The organism is Paraplanobispora siamensis (genome assembly GCF_016863175.1).
GTDB lineage: Bacteria > Actinomycetota > Actinomycetes > Streptosporangiales > Streptosporangiaceae > Planobispora > Planobispora siamensis.
The window spans coordinates 23,048-36,125 of the sequence record NZ_BOOJ01000008.1 but is presented as its reverse complement, the minus strand read 5'-3'; the positions used below and the strand labels follow the sequence as shown (position 1 = coordinate 36,125).

Annotated in this window: 7 protein-coding genes; 5 read left to right on the top strand and 2 right to left on the bottom strand. The window is 72.4% G+C overall.

Translation table 11 applies throughout. The annotated features are described in order from the left end of the window. The first annotated feature begins 9 nt into the window (after positions 1 to 9). Together Psi01_RS03040 and Psi01_RS03035 are read left to right on the top strand one after the other, a co-directional pair. Entirely contained in the window at positions 10 to 2,190 is a 2,181-nt protein-coding gene (locus Psi01_RS03040; protein ID WP_239126992.1) for a flotillin family protein, read from the top strand. 8 nt (positions 2,191 to 2,198) lie between these two features. Then, positions 2,199 to 7,136 (top strand): DNA repair ATPase, encoded by a 4,938-nt coding sequence (locus Psi01_RS03035; RefSeq protein ID WP_204062555.1) that lies wholly within the window; start codon positions 2,199 to 2,201, stop codon positions 7,134 to 7,136. A 41-nt stretch (positions 7,137 to 7,177) separates the two neighbouring features. Here Psi01_RS03035 and Psi01_RS03030 read toward each other — a convergent pair whose 3' ends face one another. Continuing rightward, positions 7,178 to 7,975 carry a PP2C family protein-serine/threonine phosphatase gene (locus Psi01_RS03030; RefSeq protein WP_204062371.1) on the bottom strand — a complete coding sequence of 266 codons (798 nt, stop codon included), beginning with the start codon at positions 7,973 to 7,975 and terminating at the stop codon, positions 7,178 to 7,180. An 84-nt stretch (positions 7,976 to 8,059) separates the two neighbouring features. Between Psi01_RS03030 and Psi01_RS03025 the strand changes: the two genes are divergently transcribed. Both Psi01_RS03025 and Psi01_RS03020 read left to right on the top strand, forming a co-directional pair. Further along, entirely contained in the window at positions 8,060 to 9,997 is a 1,938-nt protein-coding gene (locus tag Psi01_RS03025; RefSeq protein ID WP_204062370.1) for an N-6 DNA methylase, read from the top strand. A 25-nt stretch (positions 9,998 to 10,022) separates the two neighbouring features. Beyond that, positions 10,023 to 10,916: a serine/threonine-protein kinase gene (locus Psi01_RS03020; RefSeq protein WP_204062369.1), complete on the top strand. Its 894-nt coding sequence runs from the start codon at positions 10,023 to 10,025 to the stop codon at positions 10,914 to 10,916. Positions 10,917 to 11,010: 94 nt separating this feature from the next. On the opposite strand, the gene Psi01_RS03015 is transcribed toward Psi01_RS03020, so the two are convergent. Next, positions 11,011 to 11,559, bottom strand: a complete 549-nt coding sequence (locus tag Psi01_RS03015) for a PadR family transcriptional regulator (RefSeq protein ID WP_204062368.1) — start codon at positions 11,557 to 11,559, stop codon at positions 11,011 to 11,013. 134 nt (positions 11,560 to 11,693) lie between these two features. On the opposite strand from Psi01_RS03015, the gene Psi01_RS03010 reads away from it, so the two are divergent. Further along, positions 11,694 to 13,028, top strand: a complete 1,335-nt coding sequence (locus Psi01_RS03010) for a carotenoid oxygenase family protein (RefSeq protein ID WP_204062367.1) — start codon at positions 11,694 to 11,696, stop codon at positions 13,026 to 13,028. Positions 13,029 to 13,078 lie beyond the last annotated feature (50 nt).

Genomic DNA, 13,078 nt, shown 5'->3' with positions numbered 1-13,078 from the left:
AGGGGCTCCATGGACGTCATCTCCACCGGCCTCGGCGTGCTGCTCGCCGTGGTCCTGCTCGTCGCGCTCGGGCTGATATTCATGATCAGCCGGCTGTTCCACAAGGTGGAGCAGGGTAAGGCTCTCATCGTCTCGAAGGTCAACAAGGTGGACGTCACCTTCACCGGGGCGGTCGTGCTGCCCGTGCTCCACAAGGCAGAGGTCATGGACATCTCGGTGAAGACCATCGAGATCGAGCGCTCCGGCCGCGAGGGACTGATCTGCCGGGACAACATCCGCGCGGACATCAAGATCACCTTCTTCGTCCGGGTCAACAAGACCGTCGAGGACGTGGTGAAGGTCGCCCAGGCCATCGGCACCGCCCGGGCCAGCGACCAGGACACGCTGCAGGAGCTGTTCAACGCCAAGTTCTCCGAGGCGCTCAAGACCGTCGGCAAGCAGCTCGACTTCGTCGACCTCTACACCCAGCGCGACCACTTCCGCGACCAGATCATCCAGGTCATCGGCACCGACCTGAACGGCTACAGCCTGGAGGACGCGGCGATCGACTACCTGGAGCAGACCTCGCTGCTCTCGCTCGACAAGAACAACATCCTCGACGCCCAGGGCATCCGGAAGATCACCGAGCTGACCGCGCTCGAGCACGTGCGGACCAACGAGTTCCAGCGCCAGGAGGAGAAGGAGATCACCCGCCAGAACGTGGACGCCCGCGAGGCGATCCTCGAACTGGAGCGCCGCCAGGCCGACGCGGAGATCAAGCAGCGGCGTGAGGTCGAGACCATGCGGGCCCGCGAGGAGGCGGAGATCGCCCGGGTGCAGGCCGAGGAGCGGCTCAAGGCGCAGACGGCCAACATCCGCACCGACGAGCAGATCGGCATCCAGCACGAGAACCGCGCCCGGGAGATCGCCGTCGCGGAGAAGAACCGCGAGCGGGTCATCGCCATCGAGACCGAGCGCATCGAGAAGGACCGGATGCTGGAGGTCATCGCCCGCGAGCGCGAGACCGAGCTGTCGCGCATCTCCAAGGACAAGGAGGTCGAGGGCGAGAAGCGCTCGATCGCCGAGGTGGTCCGCGAGCGGATCGCGGTCGAGAAGACCGTCGCCGAGCAGGAGGAGAGCATCAAGCGCCTGCGGGTGGTCGAGGAGGCCGAGCGGACCCGCCAGGCCGTGATCATCCAGGCCGAGGCCGAGGCCCAGGAGAACCTGGTCAAGGACATCAAGGCCGCCGAGGCCGCCGAGGCCGCCTCCAAGTTCAAGGCGCGCGAGGCGCTGGTGCTGGCCGAGTCGCGCCAGCAGGCCGCCGAGCTCGACGCCCGCGCCAAGATCCGGCTGGCCGAGGGCGTCCAGGCCGAGGCCGCCGCGACCGGCCTGGCCGAGGTGCAGGTGGCCGAGCGCAACGCCGCCGCGATCGAGAAGGTGGGCCGGGCCGAGGCCGCCGTCGAGCGCGAGAAGGCGCTGGCCGCCGCCGAGGGCGAGCAGGCCCGGGCGCACGCCGTCGCCACGGCGGTGCGCGAGAAGCTCAAGGCCGAGGCCGAGGGCGAGCGGGAGAAGGCGCTGGCCGCGGCCGCCGCGGTGGGCGAGAAGCTCAAGGCGGAGGCCGAGGGTCTGACCGAGAAGGCCGCGGCGATGGCGGCTCTGGACGACGCGAGCCGCGGCCACGAGGAGTACCGCCTGCGGCTGGACGCGGAGAAGGAGATCCGGCTCGCCGGCGTCACCTCCCAGGTCAAGGTCGCCGAGGCGCAGGCCATGGTGCTCGCGGCCGGCCTGGAGAAGGCCAACATCGACATCGTCGGCGGCGACAGCATGTTCCTCGACAAGCTGGTCGGCTCCGTCACGCTGGGTAAGAGCGTGGACGGTTTCGTCGGCAGCTCCGAGGTGGCCCGCACGCTCGCCGGGCCGTACCTGGACGGGTCGCAGAGCCTGCCCGCCGACCTGACGCGGGCCCTGGGCTCGCTGGGCGCCGGGGACGTGCGGGACCTGTCGCTGTCGGCGCTGCTGGTCAAGCTGATGAGCGATGGCGGCGCCGACGGACAGCGGCTGCGCGAGCTGCTGGGCACCGCGGCGTCCGCGACGACCGCGCCGGCGGCCACCGTGACGACCACGGTGCCCCCCGCCGTGGCGGCCGTGGCCGCCACGACCGTCACCGGCCACACCGGTAACGGCCCCGTCATCGACACGGTCCAGGAGTGACCGCGGACGTGACCGTCACCGAGAGCACGACCGCGGGAGCCCCAGGCGTCCCGGGGAGCGCGGAGACCACGGCGCTGGACGCGGGCACCTACGAGGTGCTCCGCGCCCGGCTCGCCGAGCAGGCGGCGGAGCTGGCCCGGCGGGCCGAGGCGCTCAACGCCCGCCGCCTGGAGGTCTTCGGCGGGACCGAGCTGCGCCTGGTCGGCACCGAGCGGATCCGTACCGAGAACAACTGCGTGCCGCGCGACATCGTCTCCATCGGCGAGCTCATGCTGTTCGGCTACAACGTGTTCATCGGCCTGAAGCCGGAGACGACGATCGACGACGTCTTCTCCGCGCACCGCTTCACCCGGGACGGCGAGGCGTTCCGGTTCGATCCCGGACCGGTGCCGAAGGACCCGCGCTTCGAGCGGGACTTCGCCGAGCTCTACCGCTACTACCGCGAGACCCGGCTGATGCAGCTGCGCCGGGTCGAGGGCAAGATGCTGGCCGTCTTCCGGACCGGTCCGAGCGACATCCGGGTGCTGCGCTGGCAGGTCGGCACGGACGGCTCGCTGTCCTACATCGACGACCGGGGCGAGCGCGACCACGTGTTCCCGCCGTCCCACGACTTCGAGTGGACCCCGACCACCCGCGACGACCACGTGCTCGGCCGCCACCCGCACATCTCGATCCAGGGCGAGGTGTTCGTCGAGGCCGTCGGCGGCGACCTCACCATCAAGATCGAGAACAACACCGAGACCGGTGAGGGCGTCTACCGCGAGCCGGTGGACGAGCCGCTGCAGAGCCTCGCCGACGCCGACGTCCTGCACGCCAGGGTCGGCCCGCTGATCCTGCTGCGCATCCGGCCCTACAACGAGACCGAGTGGCGGCACCTGGTCTTCAACACCCGCACCAGGGACGTGGTGCGGCTGGACGGCATCGGCCAGGCCTGCCAGCGGCTCCCCGAGGACCAGGGGATCATCTTCCCCGGCGGCTACTACCTGTCCACCGGCGTGGGCAAGACGTTCGACACCGACGTCACCGACCTGGAGTTCGAGCGGATCATCCGCTCGGCCAACGGTGAGGACGTGCTCTACGTCTTCCACGCCCGCGCCGAGGGCCGGTCGCTGCTGCTGCCGTACAACGTGATCCGCAAGCAGGTGGCCACGCCGATCCCCTGCCACGGGTACTCGCTGTTCGACGACGGGACGATGGTGGTCTTCCGGGCCGTCTCGGAGGAGCCCACCCGGGTCCATCCGATGCAGGTGTGGCAGACGCCGTTCACCTCCGACCTCTACGCCGCCGCCCAGCCGGTCGGGACCGGTCCGCTGGAGCGGATCGGCAACGCCGAGCTGGTGCGCGGGATCTCCGACTGCCTGTCGGTGGCGCGCATGGTCGAGGAGACGGCGCCGTCGGCGGGCGTCTTCGAGGCGCTGATCGCGGCCTGCACCCGCGTGTTCGACCACTACCACTGGCTCGGCGACCACGAGCTGCGCGGGCCGGTGGCCGACGTGCGGGCCACGGCCGAGCAGGTGCTCGACGAGTTCGAGAACGTCCGCTCGCTCACCGCCCAGGCCGAGGCCGCGGTGGAGGAGGCCGCGCAGGACGTGGCCGCCCTCGTACGGCGGGCCCGGGCCGAGGCGCCGCGCTCCGCCCGGGAGTGGGTGACCCTGCTCGCCGATCTCCGCCGGGCGCGGGGACACCTGGTGACCCTGCGCGAGCTGCGTTACGCGGACCTGGACCGGATCAGTCGGCTGGACGCCGAGCTGGAGGCCGAGCTCGCGGGCGTCGCGCAGCGGGCGGTCGCCTTCCTCAGCGGGGAGGGGGCCTTCGCCGCCTACCACGAGGAGGTGGAACGGCTGGCCGCCGGGGCGGCGGCGATCACGACCACGGCCGAGGCGGGCCCGGTCGGCGAGCGGCTGGCCGGTCAGGCCCAGGGCCTGGAGGTCGTGATCGAGGTGGTCGGCACGCTCGACATCGCCGACGCGACCGTGCGCACCGCGATCCTGGAGCGGATCGGCGAGGTGCTCGGCGGGGTCAACCGGGCCCGTGCCGCCCTGGAGGCGCGGCGGCGCGAGCTGCTGAGCTCGGAGGGGCGGGCCGCCTTCGCCGCCGAGTTCGCGCTGCTGGGTCAGGCGATCACCGGGGCGCTGGCGGTGGCCGACACCCCCGAGCGGTGCGAGGAGCAGCTCGGCCGGCTGATGCTCCAGCTGGAGACGCTGGAGTCGCGCTTCGCCGAGTTCGACGACTTCCTCGCGCAGCTCGGCTCCAAGCGGGAGGACGTCTACGAGGCGTTCTCCTCGCGCCGGCAGGCCCTGATGGACGAGCGGGCCCGCCGGGCCGACCGGCTGGCCGGCTCGGCCGACCGCATCCTGTCGAGCGTGCGCAGGAGGGTGGCCACGTTCGGCTCGCTCGACGAGGTCAACACCTACTTCGCCGCGGACCCGATGGTGGCCAAGCTGCACGCCGTGGCCGGGGAGCTGCGCGCCCTGGGTGACCAGGTCCGCGCCGAGGAGCTGGAGGGGCGGGTCAAGTCGGCCCGTCAGGAGGCCGGGCGGGCCCTGCGCGACCGGCTCGACCTGTACGCCGACGGCGGCGAGACGATCCGGCTGGGCCGGCACCGGTTCGCGGTGACCACCCAGTCCGCCGACCTGACGCTGGTCCCGCACGGAGACGGGATGGCCTTCGCCGTCACCGGCACCGACTACCGCTCCCCCGTCCGGGACCCCGACTTCGCCGAGACCCGGCCCTTCTGGAACCAGCTGCTGGCCTCGGAGTCGCCCGAGGTCTACCGCGCCGAGCACCTGGCCGCGCTGATCCTGTCGGCCGCCGAGGCCGGGACCCCGGTCCTGGGCGAGCAGGTGGTCTCGCTGCACGCGCTCCACGAGGCGGCGGTGGCCGAGGGGGCGCTGGCGGCGATCGTCCGGCGGGTGGCGGAGAGCCGCTACGACGAGGGCTACGAGCGCGGCGTGCACGACCACGACGCCACGCTGATCCTCGACGCCCTGCTGCGCCTGCACGCCGGGGCCGCCCTGCTGCGCTATCCCCCTTCGGCCCGCGCGGCCGCCCAGCTGTTCTGGGCGCACGGGACCGACGAGGCCGCCCGCGCCGCCTGGAGCACGAAGGCGGCGTCGCTGGCCCGGGCGCGTGCCCTGTTCGGGCACGTGGAGGCGGTGGAGGAGACCTGCCGCACCCTGTCCGGCGCCATCGGGTCCTTCATGTCCTCGCTCGCCGTACCCGTCGATCCGGACGGCGGGGACGACGTCGCCCTCGCCGGGGAGTACCTGTTCGAGGAGCTGGCCGGCGGCCCTCCCGGGTTCGTGACGAGTGCCGGGGCCAGGAGCCTGCTCGACCGGTTCGAGCGGGCGCTGGGCACCTCGCGCAAGGAGTTCGAGGGGGACCTGCGGGCTCTGGAGGGCGACCTGCCGGGCCGCTACCGGCTGGCCGACGCGTGGCTGGGGGCCTTCGAGCGCTCCGCCGAGCTGCCGGAGGCGGTGGCCGTGCTGCTGTGCGCGCTGCCCCGCCACGACTCCTCGGCGGCGCTCACCGCCACCGTCGAGGACCTGCTCGGCACGCACCCGCGCCTGGCCGGGCGCACGCTGGCGCTGCGCCTGGACGAGTTCCTGGCCAGGACCCGGGACTTCAGGACCCGCCGCGTCCCGGCCTACCGGGCCTATCTGCGGCGGCGCGACGCCCTGGTGGCCGCCGAGCGCGAGCGCCTGCGCCTGGAGGAGTACCGGCCGAAGGTGATGAGCGCCTTCGTCCGCAACCAGCTCCTGGACGAGGTCTACCTCCCGCTCATCGGCGACAACCTGGCCAAGCAGCTCGGCGCGGCCGGTGACGCCAAGCGGACCGACCAGATGGGCATGCTGCTGCTCATCTCGCCGCCCGGGTACGGCAAGACGACGCTGATGGAGTACGTCGCCGACCGCCTGGGCCTGGTCTTCGTCAAGGTGAACGGCCCCGCGCTCGGCCACGTCACCTCGGTGGACCCGGCCGACGCCCCGGACGCGACCGCGCGCCAGGAGGTCGAGAAGATCAACTTCGCGCTGGAGATGGGCTCCAACGTGCTGCTGTACCTCGACGACATCCAGCACACCTCGCCGGAGCTGCTGCAGAAGTTCATCTCGCTGTGCGACGCCCAGCGCCGCATGGAGGGCGTCTGGGAGGGCCGCAGCCGTACCTACGACCTGCGCGGCAAGCGCTTCGCGGTCTGCATGGCGGGCAACCCGTACACCGAGTCGGGCGGGCGGTTCCGCATCCCGGACATGCTGGCCAACCGGGCCGACGTCTGGAACCTCGGTGACGTCCTGTCGGGCCGGGACGAGCTGTTCGCGCTGAGCTACGTGGACAACGCGCTCACCTCCAACCCGGTCCTCGCCCCGCTGGCCTCCCGCGACCGCGGCGACGTCCGCCTGCTGGTACGGCTGGCGCAGAACGACCCCGCCGTCCGCGCCGACCGGCTCTCCCACCCCTACTCCCCGGTCGAGCTGGAGCAGGTCCTGGCGGTCCTGCGCAAGCTGCTGCACGTGCAGAAGGTGGTGCTGGAGGTCAACAGGGCCTACATCGCCTCGGCCGCCCAGGCAGACGTCTCCAGGACCGAGCCGCCGTTCCAGCTGCAGGGTTCCTACCGGAACATGAACAAGCTCGCGGCCAGGATCGTCCCGGTGATGAACGACGGGGAGCTGGAGGCCGTCATCGACGACCACTATCTCGGCGAGGCGCAGACCCTCACCTCCGGCGCCGAGGCCAACCTGCTCAAGCTGGCCGAGCTGCGCGGCAGGCTCACCCCCGGGCAGGCCGGGCGGTGGGCGGAGGTGAAGGCCGCCTACGTGCGGTCCCAGAGCCTCGGCGGCGCCGACGACGACCCGATGACCCGGGCCGTCGGCGCGGTCGGCCTGCTCGCCGACCGGGTCAGCACGGCCATCGAGCAGGCCGCCGACCGCCTGTCCGCGGAGCCGTGAGCCGGGAGAGGCTCCTCGGGCGCTCCAGGCGCCCGGGGGCCTCAGGTGGTGAGCTTGCGCTCGGTCGCGGCGCCCACGACGAGCCGCTCGCCGGAGACGGGGTGGGGGCCGAAGTCGGCCACGACGCAGGTGATGTTGTCCGGCCCGCCGCCCCGGTTGGCCAGGTCGATGAGCCAACGCACGGCCTCGTCGGGGTCCTCGATCTCACTGAGGGTGTTGAAGAGGGTCTCCGGGCCGACCACGGCGGTCAGGCCGTCGGAGCAGATGAGATAGCGGTCGCCGACCTGGGCCTCGCGCAGGGTCAGGTCGAGCTCGCCGTCCCCGGTGCCCTCCAGCACCCGCAGGACCATCGACCGGCGTGGATGCTCGGCCGCCTGCTCGGGGGTGATGCGCCCGTCGTCGACGAGCGACTGGACCAGGGTGTGGTCATGGGTGATCTGGTACAGCGCGCCGTCGCGCAGCATGTAGGCACGGGAGTCGCCGACGTGGGCCAGAGCGAACATGTCGCCGTCCCACAGCATCGCGGTGAGCGTGGTGCCCATGCCGCGCAGCGCGGGCTCCTGTTCGCTCATCTCGCGGATCATGTGGTTGACGTCCTTGGCGACGGACTTGAGCGCCGCCTTCAGATCGTCGACTTCGGACGGCAGGTTGTCGTCCAGGGCCGCTATGGCGTTGACGGCGATCGAGCTGGCGACCTCGCCGCCGGCGTGGCCTCCCATGCCGTCGGCGATGGCGAGCAGACGCGCGCTCGCGTAGCCCGAGTCCTCGTTCGCCTCACGGCGGACGCCGACGTCGGAGCGGGCGGCGTAGCGCAGTGCCAGTCCTTCGTTTTGTGCCATGAAGGCAGTAAAGCACTGGTTGAAGCACTTCACAAGCAAAGATGCTGTAGACCGTTTCAGCACAGTCAACTACTGTGGCTGAGTATGGAGGAGAGTCAGGAGATCACCGTGAACGCGGGCGACATCGCCCGGTTCGCCGACGTCGGCCGAGCCGCGGTGAGCAACTGGCGCCGTCGTCACGAGGACTTCCCCCAGCCGATCGGAGGAACCGCCTCCAGCCCGCTTTTCTCCCTGTCCGAGGTCACCGCGTGGTTGCGCGGCAACGGCAAGTCCTTCGAGGTCTCCCTGGGCGACCTGGTCTGGCAGCGGATGCGCACCACGGTCGACGACCTGCGCCTGGGCGAGCTGGTCGGCCGGATCGGGGCCTTCCTGCTGTTCCTGCAGCGCGACCCGGCGGGCTGGCGCAGGCACGGCGCCCGCCTGCGCGCCGGCGACTACGACGCCACTGCCGTAACGGCCCTGAGCGGGCCGGTGGCGGCCGCCACGGCCGACCTGCCCGGCTCGCCCGGCCTCGCCCCGGACGAGGACCCCGCACTGCTGCGGCTCACCGCCCGGCTGGCCGCGGAGAACGGGCCGCTGGCGGCCTTCGAGTTCCTGTGCGCGCGCTATGTCGAGGCGCACTCCCGTCAGCTCTCCGTCACCAGGGACGACGTCGCCGCCCTCATGGCGAAGCTGGTCGATCCCGGCGAGGGCACCGTGCTCGACCCGGCCTGCGGGGTCGGCACCCTCCTGCTGCACGCGGGCGTCCCGCTCGGCCAGGAGATCAACGAGACCAACGCCCTGCTGACCGCGGTACGGCTGCTGCTGCGCGGGACGCGGGCGCGGGTGGTGGCCGGCGACTCGCTCCGCGAGGACGGGCTGGCCGGCGAGCTGGCCGACGCGGTGGTCTGCGACCCGCCGTTCAACGAGCGGGCCTGGGGCTACGAGGAACTGGCCGGCGACCCCCGCTGGGAGTACGGCCTGCCGCCCCGCGGCGAGCCGGAACTGGCCTGGGTTCAGCACTGCCTGTCCCACGTCAGGCCCGGCGGCCTGGCAGCCGTCCTGATGCCCTCCGCCGCGGCCAGCCGCCGTCCCGGCAAGCGGATCCGCGGCAACCTGCTGCGGGCGGGGGCGCTGCGGGCCGTGATCGCCCTGGCCCCCGGCGGGCCGGACCTGTGGGTGCTGCGCCGCCCCAACGGCGAGCGGCCCCCCTCCCGGCTGCTGATCGTGGACGCCGCCGAGGACCTGTCGATCGTGGAGCCCGCCTGGCGCGCCTACACGACCGACCCCGAGGCCGAGCCGCCCGGGGCCCGTACGGTGCGGATCATCGACCTGCTCGACGACGAGGTGGACCTCGCGCCGGGACGGCACCGCCCGCCGCAGGGCGGGGTCGACTTCGTCCGCGACTTCAGCGACGCGCTCCACCGCTTCAGGGAGGCCTCGGCCCCGCTGCCGGAGGCGCCCCCGGCGCTGGAGATGCTCTCCGAGCGGCAGGAGCTGCCGACCACGACGATCGGCGAGCTGGTCAAGGCGGGCCTGGTGACCATCCTGCAGGCCCCCGCCAGGATGACCGCCGACGAGGGCCCGGTCCCGGTGCTGACCGCCGACGACGTCGCCGCGGGCACGGCCCCCTCCGGCGGGACCGTGCTCGACCCCGGCCTGGTCATGGTCGAGGCCGGCGACGTGGTGACCACCGCCCTGGGAGCGGTCCGGGTGGTCGAGCTGCCGGGCACGGCGCTCGGGCCGCAGCTCACGCTCTACCGGGTGGACCCGGCCCGGCTCGACCCGTACTTCCTGGCGGGCTTCCTGCGCTCGGCCGACTCCTCCCGCGTGCATCCCAGCTCCAGCCGGCTCGACGTGCGCCGGGCCCGGGTGCCGGTGCTGCCGGTGGCCGAGCAGCGGCGCTACGGCGTCGCCTTCCGCGAACTGGCCGCTCTGGAAGATCGATTGCGTGAGACGGCGGCACTGGGGGAGACGTTGATCCGGCTAGGCTTTGATGGACTGGTCGACGGCCATCTGAGGCCGTGCGGCCAAGGGGTGTAGTGCCCGCAGGTCCATGGGAGGGTCGATGGTCATCGGCGACCGCTACATTCTCGACGACCTCCCTCTGGGACAGGGCGGGATGGGCGCGGTCTACGCCGGTCACGACAAGCACCTCGACCGCAGGGTCGCCGTCAAGTTCCTGCGCCTGCTTCCCGGGCCGGACGCCGAACTGGAGCGGCGCTTCCTGCGGGAGGCCAGGATCCTGGCCAGGCTGGAGCATCCCGGCGCCCCCGTCCTGTACGACTTCGGCGCCTTCGAGCAGCGGCTGTTCCAGGTGATGCAGTTCATCGAGGGCGTCACCGTGGCCGACCTGGTCAGCGAGCACGGCCCGCTGCCCGTCCCGTGGGCCGCCGCGATCGCCGCCCAGGCCTGCGCGGTGCTGTCGGCCGCCCACGCGCTGTCCATCTACCACCGCGACCTCAAGCCGACCAACCTGATGCTCTGCCCCGACGGCAGCGTCAAGGTCCTGGACTTCGGCCTCGCGATGCTCCGGGAGACCGACTCCACCAGCTTCACCCGGGTCGGCCAGATCCTGGGCACCCCGTCCTACATGGCCCCCGAGCAGATCCAGCGCGGCCTGGCCGGCCCGCGCAGCGACCTGTACGCCCTAGGCTGCGTGATCCACGAGATGCTGACGGGCCGGCAGCTGTTCACCGGCCCCACCGAGTACGCCGTCTTCGAGCGCCAGGTCAAGGAGCGCCCGCCGCCGGTCCCGGGGATCCCCGCGGAGCTGGACCGGCTCCTGGCCGAGCTGCTGGAGAAGGACCCCGACAGGAGACCGGCCGGCGCCGACGTCCTGTACGACCGCCTCCAGGCCTTCGCCGTCGACCTGCCCATGCTGCCCGGCTTCCTCACCCCGCCGTCGGTGCCCAGCCCCGGCCGGATGTACGCCCGCGTGGTCGGCCGCGTCCTGGCCTGACCCCGTCCTCACACGCGGCCCCGCCTGACCCCGTCCTCACACGCGGGCCCCGCCCGGCGCCGCGCTCACACGCCGGTCCCGCCCGGCGCCCTTCTCACGCGCTGGTCTCGGACGGCGCGCGGGAGGTGTGCGCCTCGATCTCCCGGGCGGCCCACTCGGCCCACTCCTGCTGCATGCGGGTGAAGCGCAGCCCCCACTCCAGGGCGATGCGCCCGTAGACCGACAGGTCGCGATCGTCCTCGGCGACTATCGGGCGGATCGTGTCGAGGTGCTCGTGGGTGCGGGTCGCCACGGCGCCCTGCTCCTCCAGGTAGGCGCGGGCCTGCTCGGTGCTGACCACGCCGAGGAAGAACACCCGCAGCAGCATGTCGCTGCGGTGCAGCTGCTCCGGCGGGACCTCGACCAGCCAGCGGCGCAGCTCGGCCATGCCCGCCTCGGTCAGCCCGTAGGCCTTGCGGCCCCTGGGCCCCTCGGCGACGACCTCGATCAGCCCGGCGTCCGCGAGGCGGCCGAGCTCGCCGTAGAGCTGACTCTGGGTGGCGGGCCAGACGTTGGCGAGGGAGATCTCGAAGACTTTCAGCAGGTCGTAACCGCTGGCGGAACCCTGGGACAACAAGCCGAGCAGTGCGTGGCGGAGGCTCATGCCGATAATTCTATATTCCAGGATTGACATGTCACAACAGGAAGTTCTACTTTCGACATGTCACTACAGGAACGTCAGAAGCAACCGGGCCCGGTCCCGTCCGTCACACCGTCGCTCCCGCCGAGGAGGAAGCCGTGACCACTCCCGCCGTATCCCCCAGCACCCCCGCCTACCTGCGAGGCCACCTCGCCCCCGTCCCCGACGAGATCAGCGCCGTCGATCTGGCGGTGACCGGCGAGATCCCCGCCGAGCTGGCCGGCCGCTACTTCCGCAACGGCCCCAACCCGCTGCCCGGCCAGAACCCGGGCCACTGGTTCGCCGGGCACGGCATGATCCACGGCGTCCGGCTGCGCGACGGCCGCGCCGAGTGGTACCGCAACCGGTGGACCATGACCACCGTCTTCACCGAGGACGCCCGGCTCGTCAGCGACACCGGCGTCGTCGACCGGGCCGCGGTCACCGCCAACACCCACGTCATCCGGCACTCCGGGCGCATCCTCGCCCTGGTCGAGAGCGGCCTGCCGTACGAGATCAGCCCCGAGCTGGAGACCCTGGGCCCCCGCGACTTCGGCGGCAGGCTGACCACCGCCATGACCGCCCATCCCAAGGAGGACCCGGCGACCGGGGAGCTGCTCTTCTTCGGGTACGGCTTCGCCCCGCCGTACCTCACCTACCACCGTCTGTCGGCGGACGGCGAGCTGGTCGAGAGCCGGGAGGTCGACGTCCCCGGGCCGACGATGATGCACGACTTCGCGATCACCGAGAACCACGTGGTCTGGCTGGACCTGCCGGTGACCTTCGACATGGAGGGGGTGGGCCGCGGCCTGCCGTACCGGTGGGACGACGCCTACGGCGCGCGGCTCGGCGTGATGCGCAGGGACGGCGGCGACGGCGGGAAGGTGCGCTGGTACGACATCGACCCGTGTTACGTCTTCCACGTCGGCAACGCCCACGAGGACGCCGAGGGGCGGGTCGTGCTGGACGCGGTCCGCTACTCCCCCGGCTCGTTCCGGCGGATCTGGGATGAGATCAGCGGGAACTCCGACCCGGCCGCCTCCGCCGCCGTGATCGGCGAGGCGACGCTGCACCGCTGGACCCTCGGCGCGACCGCCCGGGAGGAGCAGATCGACGACCGCGGGATCGAGTTCCCCAGCCTCAACGGGGACCGCACCGGGCTGGCCAACCGCTATCTCTACGCGGTGGCCGGCGACGCGGTCGTCAAGTACGACACGGCCACCGGCTCCAGCCAGGTCAAGGAGACCGGCGGCACGACCGGGGAGGCCGTGTTCGTGCCCTCCGAGGACGCGCGGGCCGAGGACGACGGCTGGCTGATGTCGATCGTCGGCGCCGGGGACGGCTCGGAGCTGCAGGTGCTGGACGCCGGCTCCCTGGAGCGGGTGGCGGCGGTACGACTGCCGCGCCGGGTGCCCGCCGGCTTCCACGGCAACTGGTTCGACGACCAGGGCTGAGGCGGCGGGCCGTCACCGGCGGGACGCCTTCGCCCGGGTGCCCGCCACCG